We start from the raw sequence: 22,194 nt of genomic DNA, 5'->3' as shown, positions 1-22,194 counted from the left end.
TTTATGATTTTACCGCGCCAGATGGTGATTCAGGCATTCTTCCTCAGAAACGCTTCTGCGGCTCCCGGTTTACTTGATGAGTTCATCATGTTCACCGAAAGCCGCAGAAATAGGCGGGATACTTTACCGGTTTATGAAGATGCCGCTACGGCGTCTGCGGGACGATTACGGCGAATGCGCAGAAGCTGGCGGTCCTTCAAAGCCAGTGCCGGCTTCTCAACATACAGCCAAGACAGCCACGCCAGACCAATAGTAATTGCGAAGGTAAGGATGGCGTTCAGAATCCAGCCCAGAGACGCACTACCAAAAATTATCAGTAGAATCTGCACAGGGAAAGCGTAGATATAAACGCCGTAAGAGATATCGTTATGTCGGCATAGGTCAGTCTTAATCGCAGCGCTGAGAGCCAGGATTCCGTAAGCCACAGGCAGGTGCATATACTGGGCAATACCAGGTACAAACCATTGCAGAGCAAATCCTAGAATCGTGACCACGATAGCCACAGTAGCGTTATAGCAAATACGCTTACCCCACATGTAGAGAATGACACCTGCGAAAAAGTAAGGATGCAGACGAAGAATATGCTCTACAAAACGATTAGGTTCACGCCCCATCAGTTCAAAAATCTGGTGCCCGAAAAATAGCCCAGCATAGATGACAGGAACCAACCATTTTGCGTTCTTACGAATAAACCCAATGTAGAAAATCGGGATAAGCGCTAGGTAAGCAAGGAATTCAAAACCCAGGGTCCAGGCTGACCCATTCCATGCGTGGGTGAAAGGGATGCCAACAGGACCACCAAAAAGAGGGTACTGCAAATTGAAAAGGTCAAAATTGTGCGCTATGTATCCGCCTACGCCTTTCAGTGAATAGGGCTCTACCGTATGTCCGGTTGCTACTGCGATGGGTGCGCACAGGAAGACAACAAATAGAATGGATACCCAGTAGCCGGGGAAAATTCTTAGGGCACGACGCTTAACATAGCCGGAGATGGTACCCCGTTGCGCGCTATGAGCAATCAGGAATCCTGAGATGCAAAAGAACATATTCACGGCCCATTCACCCAAAGTGCCGATATGTTCAGGAACAGGAATTCCGAGAATTCCAGCGTTAAAACCGACAAGAGGGGCAGCGTGGGCCACGATAACTAACGAGGCCAATGAAAGGCGAATGAAGTTCAGCGAATTCGTTCCGCCCAGAATGGCGTCGTAAAGGGAACGCGGAGTGGATTCTGCCACGGACAGAGTGGCAGAATTTTTTGTATGTGATGTGAGTGACATATTTCCTCTATAGTTGAGTTCAATATGTCCCTAGAGTAACCTCAATTTCCCAGCTTTAGTACGTCCATTTGCTTATTTTTGCAAAATTGTAGCCAACGCCTCATCAGCAAGGGTGGATGAGAGCGCATCCAGCCAGTGCACGCGCGGGTCCGCGCGGAACCAGGTCAGCTGGCGGCGCGCAAACTGGCGAGTCGCAATGGTCGTATCCTCAATCGCCTGCTCCACGCTGTAGTCCGCATCCTCAAGGGCGCGGGCAAACTGCGCGTAACCAATCGCGCGGGAGGCAGTCTTACCCTCCTGCAGTCCCTTCTCGTTCAGGGCACGCACCTCGTCCAGCAGGCCGCGCTCGTGCATGAGCTCCACACGGCGGTGCAGACGCTCGTGTAGCAGGGCACGATTCATATCCAGACCAATCTGAATACTCGCCGTCACGTACTCGCGCACCGGCATGAACGCCGAGAACGGGCGGCCCGTCACCTCGAACACCTCCAGGGCACGAATAATGCGACGCTCATCCTTCACGCGCGCAGCCGACTCCGGGTCGACCTCCGCCAGGCGGGCGTGCAGAACACCAATACCCTCGGTACGCGCCTGCTCCTCCAGGCGCTCACGCACCCGCGCATCCGTGCCGGGAAACTCCAACTTATCCAGGGCGGCACGCACATACAGGCCGGAACCACCCACCAGAATCGGGTACCGGCCACGGCCACGAATCTGCTCAATCAGCTCACGGCTACGCTCCTGAAACTCCGCTACGGAGGCCTCGTCCCGCACGTCCATGATGTCCAGCAGGTGGTGCGGAACACCGCGCATCTCCTCCGCCGTGATTTTTGCGGTGCCGATATCCATGCCCCGGTAGAACTGCATAGAATCAGCGTTAATGCACTCACCGTTCAGACGCAGAGCCAGCTCAATGGCGAGCGCGCTCTTACCGGTGCCGGTCGGGCCCACAATAGCGATAACGGGCAGAGTTTCGGAGATAGTCATGCGCCCCATTCTACCGGTTCCCCCACCCCCACTTGCGGTGGCGGCAAGAGCCCGAAGAACAGGGCGCATGATTCGATATAGGTTTTAGGGGCGCAGACCGATGGTCGGCATGCCCAGACCCACCGGCGCACCGGGCACCTGGGTGGTGCCGGTACCGCAAGAGTCAGCCTGGGAGCGGTCCCACGCGTCACCGGCGCGGGTGCGGCGCAGCTGGTACTGCTCGGCGGTCGGGTCAGAAATCAGGTGGAAGGAACCAGCCTCGGTAATCGGTACGGTGACCATGTCGCCGGGGCGCGGAGTCTCGCAGCCCTCGGGCACGGAGAAGTGCACGAGGCGCTGGTCCGGGCCACGACCGGAGAGGCGGTGAGTCTGCTCAGCCTTACGACCTGCCTCCGCAACGACCATCAGCTCAACGGTCTTACCGAGCTGCTTGCGGTTCTCTTCACCCGCAATGCGGTCCTGCAGGGCAATCAGACGTTCGTAGCGTTCCTGCACGACCTCCTTCGGGATCTGGTTCTCCATGGTTGCCGCGGGGGTGCCGGGGCGGATCGAGTACTGGAAGGTGAACGCGGAGGAGAAACGAGCCTGCTCCACAACCTTCAGGGTGTCCTGGAAGTCCTCTTCAGTCTCGCCGGGGAAGCCCACAATGATGTCGGTGGTAATCACGGCATTCGGGATGCGCTCGCGCACCTTGTCCAGAATGTTCAGGAACTTCTTGGAACGGTAGGAGCGGCGCATGTCCTTGAGCACCTTGTCAGAGCCGGACTGCAGCGGCATGTGCAGCACGGGCATAACGTTCGGGGTCTCGGCCATCGCGTCGATCACGTCGTCGGTGAACATTGCCGGGTGCGGGGAGGTGAAGCGTACACGCTCCAGGCCCTCAATCTCACCGCAGGCACGCAGCAGCTTGGAGAATGCCTGACGGTCGCCGAACTCCACGCCGTAGGAGTTCACGTTCTGACCGAGCAGAGTCACCTCAATAGCGCCGTCATCGACCAGCGCCTGAACCTCAGCGAGAATGTCGCCGGGGCGGCGGTCCTTCTCCTTACCGCGCAGAGACGGCACGATGCAGAAGGTGCAGGTGTTGTTACAGCCAACCGAGATGGACACCCAGCCGGAGTACACGTGGTCGCGCTTAGTGGGCAGGGTGGAGGGGAAAACTTCGAGGGATTCGAGCAGTTCTGCCTGCGCCTCGTGGTTGTGGCGGGCACGCTCCAGCAGGGTGGGGAGGGCACCAATGTTGTGGGTACCGAACACTACGTCCACCCAGGGTGCCTTCTCAATGATGGCGTCCTGGTCTTTCTGCGCCAGGCAGCCGCCCACGGCGATCTGCATGCCCTTGTGGGCGCGCTTGACCGGTGCCAGCTGACCGAGGTTGCCGTAGAGGCGGTTGGAAGCGTTTTCGCGGACTGCGCAGGTGTTGAAAACCACCAGGTCGGGCTGGGTGCCTTCCTCAGCGCGAACGTAGCCGTTAGCCTCCAGCAGGCCGGACATTCGTTCGGAGTCGTGCACGTTCATCTGGCAGCCGAAAGTGCGCACTTCGTAGGTGCGGGGGCTGGTTTCGGGGGTCTGGGCGGAATCGCTGAGGGTCGAAGTCATGCCCTATAGGGTATCCGATGGGGGATAATGGCTCTATGCAGGTTTCCCTTAGTAGTAACTTTCCGGCTCTGTCACCGAACAATTCTTCCTCTCCCGCCCCTGACGGGGAGCTTCTGAGCACCCTCATTGAGGAGGCGATTGCCGCCTACTCTCCCGTGCCGCCTCAGGCGAGCGCTGATTCTGCCTCGATGCGTCAGACCCTGATGCAGCTGCTCAGCTGGGCGCATTCTTTGGAGCAGGTAGCTGCCCGTGCGGTTGAGCGCGTGCAGATTCTGGGCACCGGCATGCGTTCCGTTGTGGTGCGTGTCGTGTATGAGCCTGCCGCCGAGTCTGCACAGTCTTTCGAGTCTACACAGTCTTTGCCGACCTCGATTATTGTGAAGCGTTACCGCCGTAAGGATTCGACGGTGAACGCGGGCGGTTTCGGGTACCTGCGTGAGCGCTACGGTTTGGAGGCGCTGAACCGGCAGGTTCCGGGTCTGTTCCCGCAGCTCTACGGCGCGGATCCTGAGCTGCGCGTGCTGGCGCTGGAAGATGTGAGCGCCGGAACCGTTGAGGGCGAGCAGTATTCGGTCGCCCACGCCCTACTGGAAGGCACCGAACAGCAGGCGCTGGATGCGCTGAACTACTACATTGAGGCGTACCGTTCCCTTGCCGCCAGCGGCATTATGGGCGAGGCGGTGGAGGATTACCGCCTGAACCTGGCGCGTGCCGACCGCAAGGCACAGTTCCCGGGCGCTATTGCCTCGCCGGGTTTGGCTGAGCGCGGTTTGAAGAAGCTGTACGGTGTGGCTGATGAGGCGCGCACCCCCGAGCACGATGCTGACAGCCCGGCTTCCAGCTCTGCCGCGCATGAGGACGCGCCTGTTCTTCCCGCCGCCGTTGAGGAGCTGTCCTTCCGTTTCCGCCGCGTTCTGCAGCCTTTCTTTACCAAGCGCCCGCCGGTACCCGAGCAGTTCAAGCTCAACCGCGGCAGGGTATATATGCTCTCTTCGGGCGATTTTTCGCCGCAGAACGTGCTGATTGGTTCGGCGGACGGCGCGCAGGTGCGCATGGTCGATGCGGAGGGCACCTGCCTGCATCACCGCGGCTTCCCGTTTGTTGAGGCGATGCTGGGCTTCCCTTCCTCGCCGGAGTACCCGCGCTACCGGGTGGACCGCAAGAAGGCGCTGCCGGCGCTGTACTCTGCCCTCTTTGAGGACGCCCCGCTGGATGAGCACCTGGCGGAGGATTTGGCGGTGTGCACGGCGGTGACCGTGTGCGCCCTGTTGGAGCTGTACTCTTCTTCGGCGCGTTCCGATCTGTTGCCTCGTATTCGCCGTGAAGGTGCGCAGCTGATGCGCCTGCTCCTTGAGATTGCCGGTTCTCAGGATGCAACCCTCGCCGAGTTCGCGGACCGTCTGGGAGCCGCTGAATAAGCAGCGGAGTAAACAGCGGATATAGCCTTCGACAAGGTGTTTTATAAAACTCAAAAGCGTAAAGGGTGAGCCCGCCACAGAGTATGTCTGTAGCGGGCTCACCCTTTTAGCTCACTTGCAGAGAGTTATTGACGGAGGCTCTTTGGAGGAGGCTTTTTGACAGTGGCTCGTTGAAGGTGCGTACCTGCTCGTCCTCTACCGGAGCTGCAACCTACCAGAGCTCGTCCTCCGCACCGTAGGCAGCAAGTTCCTCACGAATCACCGACATCGACACCGAAGAGGAGTACCCGCGGCGAGCCAGCATCCCCAGCAGTCGGCGGGTCACCCTATCCTTTTCGGCGCGGTCGCTCAGATCCATGCCGGGGCGCAGCTTCTTACGCACCAGCTCGGCGGCGTCCTCACGTTCCTGCTCGTCGGTACGCTGAGCCAAGGCGTTCTCCGCCTCTTCACCGTGCACCCCGCGTTCAGCAAGCTCACGGCGCAGCGCGGCGCGGGAGAGCTTCTTGGTGCGGCTCTTCTGCGCCACGAACGTTTGGGCGTATTCGGCGTCGTCAATGAGTTTTGCAGCCTCGAACTTATCGAGCAGCGGCTCAATAAGCTCCGCGTCAAAGCCTTCTGCCTGCAGCTTCTTACGCAGCTGACCTCGGGTTTTTGCCGAGTACGCCAGTTGGTTGTACACGATGGTTTTAGCGCGCGTGTAGGGGTCGGTTTCTTCCGCGGCTCGGGCGGCACGCACCTTCTGCTTCCAGGAGGTCACAGCGCCTTCCGCCTGTGAGGAAGCGCTTCCCTTCTGAAAACCGCGTGTCGGAGAACCGCCCTTTGGGGATCCAGCCGAAGCGGCACGGCGCTTGCCAATACCGACGCCCTGTGCTTCCTCCTCGGCAATACCGCGAATGAGTGCTTCTTCGGCGGGGGTGAGTTCTTCGTTCAAGCTACTTCCCTCCCTAAATAGGTTGCTCCCCGAGCCGCGGCCCGCAGGACTCTTGCGGGTTTCCTCGTCGTCATTTCGAGCCCCGAAGGCGGGCGCGTAGGGCGAGCGGCTCCGCATTTTCTCTTGCTGCGCCGCACTCATGCGGCGGAACCCGCGCTTGTAGTCGGTGTTCTTGGAGGCGCGCGAAGACTTGCGTTTCTTCTGCTTATCCCGCTGAGCGGCTTGCCTCTCGATTTCTTCCTTCTCTTCGGCGGTGAGCCCCGATCCGATGGAGGCGGCACCCGCTCGACTCATGCGCCCCGCCGCCATAGGGCGCGGCTCGGCACCGCCGGGGGTGAAGGCACGAATGGGCGCTTCGTCAATGGAGACGGCGGGCAGGTTCGGATCAACGAGCAGGCTGCGGCGCGGCGAGCCCTCGGAGGATTCTTCGGCCCCTTGCTCCGCTTCCCCGCCCGGTACGGGTTCGAGGGGCGCTGTGGGCACCGGAAAGTAGCCCGGGTGGTCGTCGCCAAGGTCGCGGGCGATGCTTTCTTCAACAAAGCCGTGCGCGGCGGGGTGCCAGTCCGGGAACTCCTCAGCTGCTACCAAATCCGCGGCCCTGTTCCGCGCCCACTTTTTGGGTGCGTTTTCTGCGGACGCTGACTTCTTCTGAGGCGCTGGCTTCTTCTTATGCGCGGGCTTTTCAACCTGCCGCGCTTTCGGATTGGGTTTTTGGGGTGCGGTTTCTTGGCCCCCACACTGCTCCGCTATCGCGTCTGCGGGGGTCGCTTCGTCCGAGGGTACCCAATATTCCCCCGCGTACTCTGCTTCAGGGTACTCTGTTTCAGGGTACTCTGTTTCAGGGTACAAAGGCTCTGCCGGATACGTAGGTTCGTCCTCGTAGGGAGGCTCGTCAGGGTATGGGGGCTCTTCAACAGAAGGAGGCGCAACAGCAGGAGGCACCTCCCAGCTGAGGGTGGGCTCAGCCAGGGGCGCGGGTGCCTCAAAATTGAGCGCTTCAAAGCCGCCTACCTCAACCGGCGGGGCGGTAGATTCAAACGAACCAGTAGCTTCAAAGGAAATAGCGGGCGCAAGAGATACAACGGGTTCAAAGGAAACAGGCGCAGAGAAAGTCGAGTCCTCGAAGGCTAACCCCTGCAGAGCGGAGGAACCGAAGTGCGGTTCGGTCGCATCCAGCGCCGCAAAACCAGCGTCGCCGTCACGCGCGCTGTTTCGCTCGTGCTCTTCATGACCGTTCTGTTCCGTCATGTTCAGTTCCTCCTCTCCCCTGTGTTGGCTCGTTTGATGAGTTGGGTCGCTGATGACCCGTGCGCCGGGTTATACGGCGCTCCCCCATTGTAACGAGGCGTTGTCTCGGCGCCCCCCCCCGATACTCCCCTTAATGCACGCCCGTTAATGCGCTTCCGTTAACGACAGATTGCCGTGCACCGTGCGGAATGCACAGCACACGGCAATTAGTCGTGGCGTTAGCAAGAAGCTACGCGGGCCGGTTTAGAACTCCTCAGCTAGCTCGTCCAGCGGGTCGTTACCCTCGGACTCAGCAGCTGCCTGCTCGTCAGCTTCTTCCTCAATGATGCCCAGCTTCACCAGAACCTTGTACTGCAGTTCCTCGGTGAGCTCGGGGTTGTCCTTGAGCAGCTTACGAACGTTCTCGCGGCCCTGGCCCAGCTGCTCACCATCGTAGGTGAACCATGCGCCGGACTTCTTGACGATGTCGTTCTCCACCGCCAGGTCCAGGATGCCGCCCTCAACGGAGATGCCCTCACCGTAGAGGATGTCGAACTCAGCCTGCTTGAAGGGCGGAGCCATCTTGTTCTTCACGATCTTGGCGCGGGTGCGGTTACCGATCGGGTTAGCGCCGTCCTTGAGGGTCTCAATGCGGCGGATGTCGATACGGACCGAAGCGTAGAACTTCAGCGCCTTACCACCGGTGGTGGTTTCGGGAGAGCCGAAGAACACACCAATCTTCTCACGCAGCTGGTTGATGAAGATTGCGGTGGTGCCGGTTGCGGAGAGGCGGCCGGTAATCTTACGCAGCGCCTGGCTCATGAGGCGAGCCTGCAGACCCACGTGGGAGTCACCCATGTCGCCTTCAATTTCGGCGCGGGGAACCAGCGCGGCAACGGAGTCGACGACCACGATATCAACGGCGCCGGAACCAACCAGCATGTCCATGATTTCCAGCGCCTGCTCACCGGTGTCGGGCTGAGAGACCAGCAGCTGATCGATGTCCACGCCCAGCTTAGCCGCGTAGATCGGGTCCAGCGCGTGCTCGGCATCGATGAATGCTGCCACGCCGCCTGCCTTCTGAACGTTCGCTACAGCGTGCAGTGCAACGGTAGTCTTACCGGAGGACTCGGGACCGTAAATCTCGATGACGCGGCCGCGGGGCAGACCGCCAATACCCAGAGCGGCATCCAGGGCGATAGCGCCGGTGGAGATAACCTCGGTCTTGGTGATTTCCTTATCACCCAGGCGCATGACTGCACCCTTGCCGTAGTTCTTGTCGATCTGTGCCATCACGGCTTCAAGTGCCTTGGCGCGACCCTCTTCGGGAACGCGAGCTACGCTCTGAGACTTGGTGTTCTTAGCCACGGTAGTACCTCGTTCTTTGTGTTGTCAGTGGTTGACGGGAGTAATGTTTCTTCGGAATCGGTGGGACTCGTAATCGAGACCTTGAAGGTTTTGGCCTACCGGTTCCTTCTGAGACTACTCTAGGGTCACAGCCTGACAGGATAAGGCCATTTTTTAAAATCTGTGGAAAACTTTGAAAATTTTTCCGAAAAATTCCTGATGTGGAAAAGTCTAGCACGAGTCGAACAAAATTACGACCCAGTTTCGAATAAATCGGATAGGGTTTCGGCATATATTTTCGAAAAACCCCGGATTATCGGCTAATTATTCGAAAATACCTCCCGCGCAGGCGCTAGCACTCGAACAAACGACAGGCCCCGACCCTACGCGAGAAAGCGCCAGACTCGCCGACTAGCGCAACGGCTCCTTATCGGGACCCAGGCGGCGCTCCTGCGGAATCTCCTGCTCCTCACAGATCGCAAGCCACACATCCTTCGGGTTAACGCCCTGGTCCAGCGCCTCCGCAGCGGTCACATGACCCAGCGAGCCCAGCACCAAGTCACGCGCCAGCACCGGCGCGTACCCGGCACCAAACTCATACTCCATGCACGCCCAAAATTCGCTCAGCTTCACAAGCACTCCTTACGCTTCGCCGCTAGATCGCTTCATAATTCGTCACATCACCCACATCTCGCCCGAGAATAAACCCAGAACAAACCCGAGAATAAGCGATGCCGCGCACCCCCACCTTACGGGGATGCACGGCATCGCTTCACGTTTAGCGCGGCATGTGCCGCCTCTCGTTACTTCGAGAGAATGTAGTAATCGCTCTTGTACTGCTCAGACATTTCAGCCGGAACAGTATCCGGAATCTGAACGCCCTCGAGAACCGCCATACGGTCGGCAACCTCACGCAGCATCTGGGACATCGGAATGTCCAGAGCCTGGCAAATCCACGCCAGCAGTTCGGAGGAAGCTTCCTTCTGACCGCGCTCAACTTCGCTCAGGTAACCGAGGGAAACACGGGCACGCTGGGAAACCTCGCGCAGGGTGCGGCCCTGACGCTGGCGAACATCGCGAAGAACCTCACCGATTGCCTGTCGCAGGGGAACAACCTTAGCTTCCTCAACGACCGGGGCGACCTGTCGGGGGGTCTCCTCGATTTCCTTCCACTTAGTAATGCCATTAATCGATACGCGCTGCTTAGCCATGAGCTTCTATATCACTTTCCTGAGTAGGTATTCCCGACCTGCGGGACTGTACAGAGTTAAGCCTAACTGATTTTTGGAGCGTGAGCTAGGAGCCCCGCCATTTTCGTCCTCTTCTTATGGCTTGTATCTATTCAAACAGACGAACCTATGCCTTTATTCCTACGGAGCTGAAAGAACCCTGTGAATATATTTGAACCGTAAATTTTTCTCAGGTAGGCGCCGCACAGACGGCTGCACAGCCATTCCAAGCACCGCACAGCACAACACAGTCCAGCCCTAGCGCGCTACGCCAGCTCGTCCTTCAGAACCCCACCGGCACCGCCGCGCACCGCACGCGCCAGCAAAGCAATCGCATCCGCGCTCGCCGCCGCACGAATCTTCGCCCGGTCCCCCGAATAGTGGCGCTCAAACACCTCAGAACCGCCCGGGGAACACACACCGATATAGACCGTACCCACCGGCTGACCATCCGCGGGATCAGGACCGGCAACACCCGTGGTCGACACCGCATAATCGGCACCGCACACACGCGCCGCACCGACCGCCATCTGCACAGCCACCGCAGGATGCACCGCACCCTCACGCGCCAGCAGCTGAGCGTCCACGCCCAGCACCTGAGCCTTCACCTCGTAGGCATAGGAAATCACGCCGCCGCGGTAATACGCGGATGCGCCCGGCACCGTACAAATCGCGCCGCCAACATCCCCGCCGGTCAGCGACTCAGCTGTCGCCACCTGCACCGGCCCCTCCTGGGAGGCGCGCAACTGCACCGCATCACGCAGCAACAGCGCCGCCGCCTCCGGGGTACCGGAGAAAACCTCAGCGGAGGAAAGCTCAAGGGACAGAGCATCTTCAAGTACGAGGGGAACCATCAATCTCTCCTTTCAGCGGCGAACCGCCGCCCAAAACCTCACGCGGCACACAACGCGCCGCAGGTACAGCGAAGGGGAGCAGCGCACGCCACTCCCCTCGCCTCTACTGACCGCCGCCCTGGGAGGCCTGAGCCTGCAACCAGTTACGACGCAAAATATACGCATCACGCACATACACCAGGCCGGTCCACACGGTAATCGCCGTGACCGCGCCCATCAGCACCCAGCCCGGCACCAGCCAGCCCAGGCCCAGCTGACCCAGCGGCAGGAGCATCAGCACCAGCGCCACGGTCTGCAGTACCGTCTTGATTTTGCCGCCCTTGCTGGCCGCCATCACGCCGTACTTGATGACGAACAGGCGCATCACCGTGATGCCCCACTCGCGCAGCAGAATCACGATGGTCACCCACCACCACAGCTCGCCCAGGGCCGAGAGCACAATGAACGCGGCACCGGTCAGGAACTTATCGGCAATCGGGTCGGCGATCTTGCCGAAGCTCGTGATGAGGTTGCGGGAACGCGCCAGGTAGCCGTCGGCCCAGTCCGTGAGCATCGCGAGGATGAAAATCACCCAAGCGAGCCAGCGGTGGGTCGGGTCGTCGGCACCAAAGGTACCGCCACTGACCAGCGCCACGATGAAGAAGGGCACCGCGATGATGCGCAGAACCGTCAGCACGTTGGGAACGTTCCAATTCGACGTGCGAGGCTGCACCGCCCGGACCTCACCGGTGGGGGCTGGGGTGTGAGCGTCGCTCATGGGTGCTCCTTAGAGTCGGCGGGCTCGACGGGTGAGCCCGGTGTCGTGGTCGTTCGATGCGGGCCGCACACCGCGCGAGGCACGCGCACAGCCATCGTCAAATATTGGCACCGAAGGGTATCGGGAACGCACAAACGCCCCGTACGTCCATTATACGGGTGCCTCATCGGGCACCGCCGAACGTGCGGGGCGCTTGTGGATAACGCGTGAGCTTAGCGGCCCGTCAGCTGCCAGGCGTCCTCCGAGCCCTCGTCATCGGATTCGTCGTAATAATCGGTAACCGGCTCCCCCGGATCCACCGCGTTCGCGTACGGGTCGGCCGCCGGGGGCTCCTCGCCGCGAATACGCGCCAGGGTGGCCTGCAGGTCGTCGGGGCGGATGAGCACCTCGCGGGCCTTCGAGCCCTCCGAGGGGCCCACCACGCCCTGCGACTCCAGCAGGTCCATGATGCGTCCGGCCTTCGCGAAGCCCATGCGCAGCTTACGCTGCAGCATCGAGGTCGAACCGAACTGCGTGGTAATCACGATCTCGGCCGCCTGCAGCAGATCGTCGAGGTCGTCGCCGATTTCCTCGTCAATCTGCTTCTTCGCGGCCGAAACCATCACGTCCTCACGGTAGATGGTCGGGGCCTGCTTCTTCACGTGCTCAACCACGGCGTGAATCTCGGATTCGGAAACCCACGCACCCTGAACACGCATCGGCTTCGAGGCACCCATCGGCAGGAAGAGCGCGTCACCCTGACCAATCAGCTTCTCGGCGCCGGGCTGATCCAGCACCACGCGGGAGTCAGTGACAGAGGAGGTCGCAAACGCCATGCGGGAAGGAACGTTCGCCTTAATCAGACCGGTCACCACGTCCACCGAAGGACGCTGGGTAGCCAGCACCAGGTGGATACCGGCGGCACGGGCCAGCTGCGTGATACGCACGATGGCCTCTTCCACGTCGCGCGGGGCGACCATCATCAGGTCGGCCAGCTCGTCCACGATTACCAACAGGTACGGGTACTCGTGAATCGTGCGCTTGCTGCCAGGCTCGGGCTGAACCTTACCCTCGCGCACCGCCTTGTTGAAGTCGTCCACGTGCTTGTAGCCGTAGTGGGCGAGGTCGTCGTAGCGGGCGTCCATCTCGCGAACCACCCACTGCAGGGCCTCGGCGGCCTTCTTCGGGTTCGTGATGATGGGCGTAATCAGGTGCGGAATACCCTCGTAGGCGGTCAGCTCCACGCGCTTGGGGTCGACCATCACCAGGCGCACCTGGTCGGGGGTTGCGCGCATCAGAATCGAGGTAATCATCGAGTTCACGAACGAGGACTTACCGGCACCGGTCGCACCGGCGACCAGCATGTGCGGCATCTTGGCCAGGTTGGCCAGCACGAAGCCGCCCTCAACGTCCTTGCCCACGCCCATGACCATCGGGTGGTGGTTCGCGTGGGCCTGCGGGGAGCGCAGCACGTCGCCCAGGGCCACGGTCTCGCGGTCGGTATTCGGAATCTCAATGCCGATCGCGGACTTGCCGGGAATGGGCGAAAGGATGCGCACGTCCGGGCTGGCCACCGCGTAGGCGATGTTCTTGCTCAGCGCCGTCACGCGCTCCACCTTCGTGGCCGGTCCCAGCTCAATCTCGTAGCGGGTCACGGTCGGGCCGCGCGAGAAACCGGTCACGTGGGCGTCCACCTTGAACTGCTCCAGCACGCTGGTGAGGGCCTCGACCACGTGCTCGTTGACCTCGGAGGATTCCTTGGCGGGCGGGCCGGAAACCAGCATCTCCTCCGAGGGCAGCACGTAGGCGCCGCGGGAGGACTGCACAACCTGCTCGCCGCGAGCCTGCTCGGTGGTCGCGGTCTGGGTGTTGTTCTGCAGGGGGCGGGATGCGCCAGCCTCGGGCGCTCGCGAAGCCGCGGGAGCCGCGTTCTTCGGGTGCGCACCCGGCGAGTGCATGCGGGTCGGAATCGGAGGCTGAGCCGCGGGAGCCGGGGCGGCACCCTGGTTCACTACCTGGTGAGGTTTGGTCTGCGGTGCAGCGTCCTCAGCGGCACCAAAGCCGTCGTATGCCTCAACATCAAAGAGGGGCTCCTCGCCAGGAATGCGGTTCACGCGGCCATTCGCCACGGCGGCGCGCTGCACCTGGTCCAAGCGGGCTGCGGGTGCATCCGATGCCTCAACGTCGAAGAGGTCCGGGCTGCTCGAGTAAGCACTATTCTGCGCAGAAGTGCCCTGCGCGGCAGGTGCCTGGTTAAGGCGACCGGGCAGACGAGACAGGCGGTTCGGCTTAGCCGCCGGGCGCGTCTGCTGAGCGGATCCCTGCGCGGAATCCTCCGGCTGTACCGGCATCTGCGTGGTCTCCGGGTGAGTCTCATCCACCACGGCGCTCACGAATGCCTCATCACCGGCGTACTCGTCCAGGGAAGGATCGGTCGACACAGCGGGAGCAATGCCCAACCAACCGCGCAGACGCGAGAGCAGCCCACCAGACTTCTGAGTCGAGCGCGCCGGCTTCTCATCGTCACCGTACAGGTAGCTGCGGTCATGCTCCTCAGCGTTCAGGTCCACGGTCTGAGTCGCATCCGAAGGGCTGTCCTTCAGGGAGGTTCGAGTCGTACCGTTGGGCTTCTCACCCAGAGCCAGACCGACCAGGTGCAGGGTACGCGGCACCACCTGACGAATCGGAGTGTTCGTCAGAACCATCAGACCGGCAATACCCAGCAGCAGATGAATCAGAATCTCAACGAACGCAATACCGCCGCTCACACGCACAATGGGGGTGCCCAGCAGCACGCCAGCCACGCCACCACCAGCCCAGACGGCGTCAAAACCATCCGCGAAGGTCGGGTGACCCGCATGGCGAGCAAAGAACAGGGAGGTCGCCACCAGGATGATGAAGGAGCCCAACGCCACGCGGTTATTACGTTTAATCAGGTCGGGCCCACGGAAAACGCACCACGCCATGATGAGGCAAAGCACCGGGACCAGCAGGGCGCCCTGACCGAAAATACCGCCCAGCATGGTGTGCCAGGCGTCCAGGGGCGCACGCAACAAACCGAGGGAGGTGTGGGCACGCCAGTTGTACCACTCCACTCCGGCGCTAATCAGGCCGAACAGCAGGATGGTGAGCGCGCCGCCGTCACGGCGGTCTTCGGGCGCAAGGTCGGTGCGCACCGCGCCAATGGAGCGGAAGAGCCCACCGATAGCGTGAGCGATGCTCAGCCAGACGGAGGAGATAGCGCCCGCTACAGGGTTCGCCGCGTTGGCACCGCGCTGGGCACCGCCTCGGGAGGTGGTGCGCTTGCGGGTGGTCTTCTTAGTGTTTGCTTTAGTAGAGGTCGTGTTACGACCCTTCGTGGTCCGTGGAGCCATACCTTTTAGGGTATCAACCTTCCCGTTAATGTACCGATTCTTTCGTTATCAGTGAGCTAAAAAGTGCGCCCCGCCCTGTCTCTGTGAGGGCATTGATAGGGCGCTGATGAGGCGCTTCTCCCCTACCGTGTTCGCTTTCGCGTAGCTTTCGGGCATACGTTCGGCAGATACACAGCAGGCGGGGCCGACACTACGTATCGACCCCGCCTTTTCACTATGACAGGCAACTAGCCTCGCGCAGAGTATTAGTTCTTCGCGGCCTTCGAGGAGTTCTCAACAACCACGGGAACAATCATGGGCTTGCGGCGCAGACGGCGAGAAATCCAGGCACCGATGGTACGGCGCACAATCTGCTGCAGCTGCTGCACGGTGTGCACCTTCTCGGGTGCGCGGTGCAGAGCATCCTCCAGGGCGGCGGTAATCTTCGGAACGATCTCGTCGAATACCGCGTCGTCCTCCGCGATACCGCGAGCGTGAATATCCGGGCCGGTCACCACGCGCTTGGTTGCACGGTCCACCACGGTCACGATGGACACGAAGCCCTCTTCACCCAGGATGCGGCGGTCCTTCAGGTCACTCTCGGTAACCTCACCGACGGAGCGACCGTCAACGTACAGGTACTCGCAGGGAACCTCGCCCACCACGGACGCCACGCCATCGCGCAGATCCACGACGGTGCCGGACTCGCAGAGCAGCACGTTCTTCTTCGGAACGCCAGTCTCCATCGCCAGGTCACCGCTGGCAATCAGGTGGCGAACCTCGCCGTGAACCGGCATAACGTTCTTCGGCTTGAGAATGTTGTAGCAGTACAGCAGCTCACCCGCGGCAGCGTGACCGGAAACGTGAACCTTCGCGTTGCCCTTGTGCACCACGTTAGCGCCCAGCTTCATGAGGGCGTTAATGATGCGGAAGACGCTGGTCTCGTTACCGGGAATCAGCGAGGAGGCGAGCACCACGGTGTCGCCGGGCTCAATCTGAATCTTGTGGTCACCGTTCGCCATGCGCGACAGTGCCGCCATCGGCTCGCCCTGCGAACCGGTGCACATCATCACGATCTGGTCGGGGCGGTAGTCGTCAACCTTCTTCAGGTCCACCAGCACGTTGGCGGGGACCTTCAGGTAGCCCAGCTTCTCAGCGATGGTCATGTTACGCACCATGGAGCGGCCCACGAGCACGACCTTGCGGCCACGCTCAGCGGCTGCGTCCAGCACCTGCTGCACACGGTGAACGTGCGAGGAGAAGGACGCCACAATGATGCGGCCGCTTGCGTCACGGAAAACGTTCGACAGCACCGGACCGATGTGCTTCTCGGTCGGGGTGAAGCCAGGAACCTCAGCGTTGGTGGAGTCCGGCAGGAACAGGTCCACGCCCTCCTCGCCCAGGCGGGAGAAGTGGCGCAGGTCGGTCAGGCGACCGTCCAGGGGCAGCTGGTCCATCTTGAAGTCACCGGTGTGCAGGACCTTACCCGCCTTGGTGCGAATGTAGACAGCCAGCGCATCCGGAATCGAGTGGTTCACAGCAACGAACTCGCACTCGAACGGGCCGAAACGCTCAACCTGGTGCTCCTTCACCGCGAGGGTGTAGGGCTTGATGCGGTGCTCGGCGAGCTTCGCCTCAACCAGTGCCAGGGTCAGCTCGGAACCGACCAGGGGGATGTCGGGACGGCGGCGCAGCAGGTAGGGAACCGCGCCGATGTGGTCCTCGTGGCCGTGGGTCAGCACCATGGCAACCACGTCGTCCAGACGGTCGACAATGTAGCTGAAGTCGGGCAGGATCAGGTCCACGCCGGGCTGGGACTCTTCGGGGAAGAGCACGCCGCAGTCAACAATCAGCAGCTTGCCGTTGATTTCGTACACGGTCATGTTACGACCGACTTCGCCCAGGCCGCCCAGGGGCACCACGCGCAGGGTGTCCTTCTTCAGGCGGGGAGGGAGGGGAAGATTCGCTTCAAAGACGCTCATCGTGTGTCTCCTCTTTCTTCTATGTTTTCTTGTGATGTCTGTGATTCGTAGGCGACGCTTCGTACCGCAAGCGCTCCAGCCGGCTCTCATGTGCCGAGGCGGAGGTGCTGCCGGTGCGTCCAAATCACCGAAAGTATTCAAAAGTATTCGGGGCGTAGTGTGCGGGTGCCTCTGTCTACCCTGGGCCCTGTCTGAGTGGGGGCTAGAGTCTTCATGAGTCAACAGGCAACGATAAACCGCGACAATACGCCAGAGCGGACCCCTCACCTAGTGTTAGGTGTGGAGTCCGCGTCCGTTAGCTACATCATGTGCCCCGAAGTCGGGGTGTGACGGTAGCCGAAGTCCTCTATATATACGCTCCCCGCGCTATTGCATACGCTGGGTCAGCGTTAAAGTTTAGGCGTTCTTCAGGGTGTGCGCGATGCTCGAGGAGAGCAGGTCAGCTCGCATTGCCTGGGCAACCTCCGGTTCGGAGAGTACGTGCGGCAGGCGAACAACGGGCTCATCCAGCACACCCTGCCAGGAAAGAATTTCCTTGGCGGCAACGCAACCGGGGGCACGGCCCATAGTTGCTCGGACAATCGGAGTCAGTTCCAGGTGAAGACGCTGAGCCTCCACCAGGTCCTGTGCAACGACAGCATCAATCAGGGCACGGAAGAGTGCGGGTGCCACATGTGCGGTCACCGAAACGAGGCCGACGGCACCCATTGCCATCCAGGGAAGGGTCAGTCCGTCGTCGCCGCTGTAGTAGTGCAGGTCGGTGGTTGCCATAACTTCGGTTGCGGCACCAAAGTCTGCCTTGGCGTCTTTCACCGCTACAATACTATCAATTTCTGCAAGGCGGCGGTAGGTTTCGGGTGCGATGGGGATGCCCGCACGACCCGGAATATCGTAAAGCATGACGGGGGTCTCAGTTGCTTGAGCAACGGTCGCAAAATGGGCGTAGACACCCGGCTGAGTCGGCTTGTTGTAGTAGGGGGTCACGACCAGCAGGCCGTCCACGCCAACCTTTTCGGCACGGTGTGCCAGCTCAATGGTGTGCGCGGTGTCGTTCGAACCAACACCGGCAATAATCTTCGCACGAGAACCGACGGTATCCTTCACAATCTGGAAGACGCGCTCGTTCTCGTCATCGGTCATGGTGGAGTACTCACCGGTGGTACCGCAGACCACCAGGCCGTCGTGGCCGTTCTCCACAAGGTAGTTCGCCAGGTCTGCGACCTGCTTTTCATCAACGGAGCCGTCCTTCGCGAAGGGGGTCACCATTGCGGTCAGGAGGCGACCAAAGACAGGCTCAACAAAAGTACCGGGGTTCGAAAGGTTCTCAGACATATGTCCAGAGTACGCCCGAAATGCAGATTTTTGCTACAGAACGCATAAGTTTTCATGCGTGTTCTACTATTCGGACTCTTTCAAACCCGCGGTACTTCCACGAGAGCCTATGAAACCGGGCACATAGCCTCGGCGTTATCAGTCTCATACCGAAAATAAATGTGGCATTGACTAGGGATCGCAGCGCTAGCGCCTAACGCATGCCCTTCGCCTGACCGCCCGAACGCAACGCCCACGCGTTACGCATCGCCGCACGAGCACGCTTACGCTCGCCGCCCGCATCATACATGCACGCCAGGTTGAACCATGCCTTCCAGCTATTCGGCTCCTGCTCCACCGCCGCGGCGAAGCTCTCGAACTCCACCGCCGCAGCCTCACGGTCCACACGACCCGCCGGGGTGCGAGGCAGGGTATCCTCCGCAAGCTCACCCGAAGCAGCCAGCTCCTGAGCCATACGCTGAATACGAGCACCGAAAAGCACCTCACGCACCAGCGCCCACGCACCCAGAATCGGGAGCAGGATCATACCCGCGCCAAGAACGATGCCAGCCACAGAACCGGATGTGAGCATCACGAAGCCCTGCTGCGCAATATGCACCAGGTACAGGGTCAGCAGCGCGCAGGTCAGCGCCGCGAAGGTCTTGCCGAATCCGCCAGCATCCACCGTCACAAAGACAGCACTAAAAATCAGCACACCCATAATAGAGGCACGCGCCGCCAAAGGCAGTGGCAGAATCAGCACGGTCAGCACCATCAGCACGCAGGCGCAGACAGTCCACAGACGCAGTGAAGTCCACCAGGGGCTACGAGCCTCGGAAGATACCGGCGAGGCGTCGGGTGAAGTCTGTTCAGACATAACGCTCCCCTACGACAAATCCATGTAGGCGTCCAAGCCCACGCTCAAACCCGGATGCGCCGCCACCTCACGCACACCCAGCAGAACACCGGGCATGAAGGAGGCACGGTCAAAGGAATCGTGACGAATCACGAGCTGCTGACCGGGATCGCCCAGCAGAATCTCCTGATGCGCCACCATGCCGCGCAGACGCACCGCATGTACGTGAATATCGTCGATTACGGCGCCGCGCGAACCAAAAGGATCGGAGGTGGTGGCATCCGGGCTTGCGCCCACGCCAGCCTCCGCGCGGGCGGCAGCCACCTTACGGGCGGTGTGCACAGCGGTACCGGAGGGGGCGTCCACCTTATTTGGGTGGTGAATCTCGATAATTTCTACCGATTCGAAGTAGCGTGCCGCCTTCGCCGCGAACTCGGTGGCGAGAATCGAACCAATCGCAAAGTTCGGGGCGATGAGCACACCCACCTCGGGGTGCTCAGCCAGCAGTTCGCGCAGGGAGTTCAGACGCTCGGGGGTCCAACCGGTCGTACCAACCACCGCGTGCATACCGTGCTCCACCGCGAAACGCACATTCGCCTCGCTGGATTCGGGAACGGTCAGGTCAATAACAATCTCTGCGCCGGCATCGACCAGCTCCTGCAGGTCGTCGCCGCGGCCCAGTGCCGCCACCAGGTCCATGTCTGCGGAGGTGTTGACGGCGCGCACCGCCTCAGAACCCATACGGCCCGCGGCACCGAGTACCGCTACCTTCCAGATTTTTTCGTTACCCTCGCGGGCCATCTTCTCTCCTCCGTAACTTATGAGCACCCCGACGATGGGGCAGACGCTGTGACGTACAGCCTCTATTATCCCCGTGTGAGCGCGGTGCACGCCATCGCACACGCTGGGTGAGATGCCCTGCGGAACCTCAGCGGCATAAAAAGCGAAGTAATCTAACCGTCATACAAGCCGTTTAATACGTTATCTAAAGTTAGCAACCATATAATTAGGAAGTATTTCTCTATTTTCCATCCTACGGAGTGCTTTCACAGTATGAAGTCCCTCTTTACCTCCTCCGTGCGTCCAGATGAGGCTAACCGGCGATATATTCTGCCGGGTCTGGACGGCCTGCGAGCAATCGCTGTGCTCCTCGTGATGGTGTACCATTTCTGGCCCACCGTACTACCCGGCGGCATGATCGGCGTGGATATTTTCTTCGTCATCTCCGGTTTCCTGATTACCTCCCTGCTTCTGCGTGAAGGTGCTCTCACCGGCAAAATTGCCCTGGGCAACTTCTGGATTCGCCGTGCCCGCCGACTGCTTCCCGCCATTACCCTGCTGATTCTGGTCATGGGACCGGTCAGCCTGCTCATTGGCGGCGATATTCAGGTGAACCTCGGCCGACAGCTCGCCGGTGCGGCGACCTTCTCGTCCAACTGGATTTCCATTTTTGCCGGTAATGACTACTTCGCGCAGACCTCCCCGGAGCTCTTCACAAACTTCTGGTCCCTGGCAGTGGAAGAACAGTTCTACGTGGTGTGGCCGCTGCTCATTGTTGGCGCTGGCGTGCTGTTGCGCCGCTCGTGGCGTCGCTTCAGCGTGGTTATGGTGCTGGGCATTATTGCGTCACTGAGCGTTGCTACCGCTCTTCTGATGTCCGGCGCACCCATTAGCCGCGTCTACTACGGCACCGACACTCACCTGTACGGCCTGCTACTCGGCGCCCTGCTGGCGTTTGCGCGCCCCTGGTCGCTGTACCCGCCGCTGCAGCAGTCCGTGCTGTACCGCGTGGCTCAGCCCTTCGGCCTGGTCGCCTTCGCCCGCGTCATGATCAGCTGGCTGTCCCTGTTCGCGCTGATTCCCTACGCAATCCTCGTTCCCGAGTCGGCACCCGGTGCGATTCCCTGGGGCCTGTTCGGTGCCTCCCTGCTAGCACTGGGCGTGATTCAGGGCATGCTTCCCGACATGCTTGCTGGCGCTTCCGAGGTGCTGCGCCGCCTGCTGAACTTCGCTCCCCTACGCTGGGTGGGCGAACGTTCCTACGGCCTGTACCTGTGGCACTGGCCGCTCGCCGTGGTCATGCACTACGCCCTGGGCGCTGACCGCTCCCCACTGGTAAACGTGGGCGTTCTGGTGGCGACCTTCGCTATTGCGGAGATGTCGTACCGCTGGGTTGAGACCCCGATTCGCCGCTACGGTTTCCGCGGTAGCGCTAACCGTGTGGTGGCGGCTTTCCAGTCCTCGCGCACTAAGTTCCTGCCGGTTTCGGTGGCTCTTGCCGCTGTTGTGGCGGCTGCTTCGACCGGTCTGGCGGTGCACACCGCTCCGGCGATGACTACCGCCCAGCAGTCTGTTGAGGACGGCAAGCGTGCTGCCGCTGAGCGTATGAAGGCGCGTCAGGAGGCGCAGGCTGCGAGCGCATCGGCAAGCCCGAGCGCTGCGGGTAAGGACGCGAAGGCTTCGGCAAGCCCCTCGGCGTCGAAGGCTGCAACCGGTTCGGTGAACTCTTCGCAAGTGACCATTGTGGGTGACTCCATTGTGGTGGCGGTATCCCCCGAGCTGTACGACAAGATGCCCGAAGCAACTATTGACGCGCAGGAAGCACGCACCATCGCTAAGGCCCTGCCGATTATTAAGTCCATGGGTGCCAACGGCCAGATTCGTAAGACCTTCGTGCTGTCGGTGACCGCGAACTCGACCATTCTGGACGGTCAGCTCGACGAGGTTCTGGCGGCTATGCCTGCCGATTCTAAGCTGGTGCTGGTCACCGGTTACGGCCCGCGCAACCTGACCTGGATTGACTACTCGAACGGTAAGATTCGTGAGTTTGCGGCTCAGCATTCTGATCGTGTGATTATTGCGGATTGGAACTCTACGATCCGCCAGGCTCTGCAGACTCAGAGCGGTCTGCTCTCCTCCGATGGTGTTCACCCGGAGGCTGCCGGTCAGGAGCTCTACGCCCAGGTGCTGATGGAAGCTATCGCCAAGGCACAGAAGTAGCCCTCAGAAGCAGTGTTCTGAGGTAGCTCTAAGCAGTAGCTTTTCGGGTGCTGCCGCTCATGCTGAGCGTCAAGAGCATGAGCG

At 60.8% G+C, this 22,194-nt stretch carries 16 protein-coding genes; 2 read left to right on the top strand and 14 right to left on the bottom strand.

Annotated features, from left to right (window positions below):
* Positions 1-131 precede the first annotated feature (131 nt).
* The 3 genes from HMPREF2999_RS05330 to miaB form a co-directional block, all read right to left on the bottom strand.
* The gene (locus HMPREF2999_RS05330; RefSeq protein WP_168165996.1) at positions 132-1,238 is read right to left on the bottom strand and encodes an acyltransferase family protein; all 1,107 of its coding nucleotides are present in this window, start codon (positions 1,236-1,238) and stop codon (positions 132-134) included.
* A 114-nt stretch (positions 1,239-1,352) separates the two neighbouring features.
* Positions 1,353-2,267: a tRNA (adenosine(37)-N6)-dimethylallyltransferase MiaA gene (gene miaA, locus HMPREF2999_RS05325; protein WP_070674062.1), complete on the bottom strand. Its 915-nt coding sequence runs from the start codon at positions 2,265-2,267 to the stop codon at positions 1,353-1,355.
* Positions 2,268-2,351: 84 nt separating this feature from the next.
* A complete protein-coding gene (gene miaB, locus HMPREF2999_RS05320) occupies positions 2,352-3,866 on the bottom strand; it encodes a tRNA (N6-isopentenyl adenosine(37)-C2)-methylthiotransferase MiaB (RefSeq protein WP_005507888.1) in 1,515 nt (504 codons plus the stop codon).
* 35 nt (positions 3,867-3,901) lie between these two features.
* Here miaB and HMPREF2999_RS05315 point away from each other — a divergent pair, with 35 nt between their 5' ends.
* The gene (locus HMPREF2999_RS05315; RefSeq protein WP_005507889.1) at positions 3,902-5,284 is read left to right on the top strand and encodes a hypothetical protein; all 1,383 of its coding nucleotides are present in this window, start codon (positions 3,902-3,904) and stop codon (positions 5,282-5,284) included.
* Positions 5,285-5,495: 211 nt separating this feature from the next.
* On the opposite strand, the gene HMPREF2999_RS05310 is transcribed toward HMPREF2999_RS05315, so the two are convergent.
* The 11 genes from HMPREF2999_RS05310 to dapB form a co-directional block, all read right to left on the bottom strand.
* On the bottom strand, positions 5,496-7,463 hold the full coding sequence (locus HMPREF2999_RS05310; protein ID WP_070674064.1) for a regulatory protein RecX: 1,968 nt from the start codon (positions 7,461-7,463) through the stop codon (positions 5,496-5,498).
* A gap of 243 nt (positions 7,464-7,706) precedes the next feature.
* Positions 7,707-8,810: a recombinase RecA gene (gene recA, locus HMPREF2999_RS05305; protein ID WP_005507111.1), complete on the bottom strand. Its 1,104-nt coding sequence runs from the start codon at positions 8,808-8,810 to the stop codon at positions 7,707-7,709.
* Positions 8,811-9,200: 390 nt separating this feature from the next.
* On the bottom strand, positions 9,201-9,422 hold the full coding sequence (locus HMPREF2999_RS05300; RefSeq protein WP_005507110.1) for a DUF3046 domain-containing protein: 222 nt from the start codon (positions 9,420-9,422) through the stop codon (positions 9,201-9,203).
* Between the two features lie 170 nt (positions 9,423-9,592).
* Complete coding sequence (locus HMPREF2999_RS05295; RefSeq protein WP_005507109.1) at positions 9,593-10,000, bottom strand: helix-turn-helix domain-containing protein; 408 nt, start codon at positions 9,998-10,000, stop codon at positions 9,593-9,595.
* 284 nt (positions 10,001-10,284) lie between these two features.
* Positions 10,285-10,875: a CinA family protein gene (locus tag HMPREF2999_RS05290; RefSeq protein WP_070674066.1), complete on the bottom strand. Its 591-nt coding sequence runs from the start codon at positions 10,873-10,875 to the stop codon at positions 10,285-10,287.
* 100 nt (positions 10,876-10,975) lie between these two features.
* Positions 10,976-11,629: a CDP-diacylglycerol--glycerol-3-phosphate 3-phosphatidyltransferase gene (gene pgsA, locus HMPREF2999_RS05285; protein ID WP_070674068.1), complete on the bottom strand. Its 654-nt coding sequence runs from the start codon at positions 11,627-11,629 to the stop codon at positions 10,976-10,978.
* Positions 11,630-11,841: 212 nt separating this feature from the next.
* Positions 11,842-14,982, bottom strand: coding sequence for an FtsK/SpoIIIE family DNA translocase (locus HMPREF2999_RS05280; protein ID WP_070674070.1), 3,141 nt, complete (start codon positions 14,980-14,982; stop codon positions 11,842-11,844).
* Between the two features lie 245 nt (positions 14,983-15,227).
* On the bottom strand, positions 15,228-16,943 hold the full coding sequence (locus HMPREF2999_RS05275; protein ID WP_070674073.1) for a ribonuclease J: 1,716 nt from the start codon (positions 16,941-16,943) through the stop codon (positions 15,228-15,230).
* A gap of 396 nt (positions 16,944-17,339) precedes the next feature.
* Entirely contained in the window at positions 17,340-18,275 is a 936-nt protein-coding gene (dapA, locus tag HMPREF2999_RS05270; RefSeq protein ID WP_005507895.1) for a 4-hydroxy-tetrahydrodipicolinate synthase, read from the bottom strand.
* A 193-nt stretch (positions 18,276-18,468) separates the two neighbouring features.
* The gene (locus HMPREF2999_RS05265; RefSeq protein ID WP_070674075.1) at positions 18,469-19,131 is read right to left on the bottom strand and encodes a tetratricopeptide repeat protein; all 663 of its coding nucleotides are present in this window, start codon (positions 19,129-19,131) and stop codon (positions 18,469-18,471) included.
* A gap of 9 nt (positions 19,132-19,140) precedes the next feature.
* Positions 19,141-19,911 carry a 4-hydroxy-tetrahydrodipicolinate reductase gene (gene dapB / locus HMPREF2999_RS05260; protein WP_070674078.1) on the bottom strand — a complete coding sequence of 257 codons (771 nt, stop codon included), beginning with the start codon at positions 19,909-19,911 and terminating at the stop codon, positions 19,141-19,143.
* A gap of 252 nt (positions 19,912-20,163) precedes the next feature.
* Here dapB and HMPREF2999_RS05255 point away from each other — a divergent pair, with 252 nt between their 5' ends.
* The gene (locus HMPREF2999_RS05255; protein WP_070674081.1) at positions 20,164-22,110 is read left to right on the top strand and encodes an acyltransferase family protein; all 1,947 of its coding nucleotides are present in this window, start codon (positions 20,164-20,166) and stop codon (positions 22,108-22,110) included.
* Positions 22,111-22,194: the final 84 nt, after the last annotated feature.

This window comes from Rothia sp. HMSC066H02 (assembly GCF_001814995.1).
GTDB classification, from domain to species: Bacteria; Actinomycetota; Actinomycetes; order Actinomycetales; family Micrococcaceae; genus Rothia; species Rothia mucilaginosa.
The sequence above is the reverse complement of the archived record's forward strand: the minus strand, read 5'-3'. Positions and strand labels throughout refer to the sequence as shown.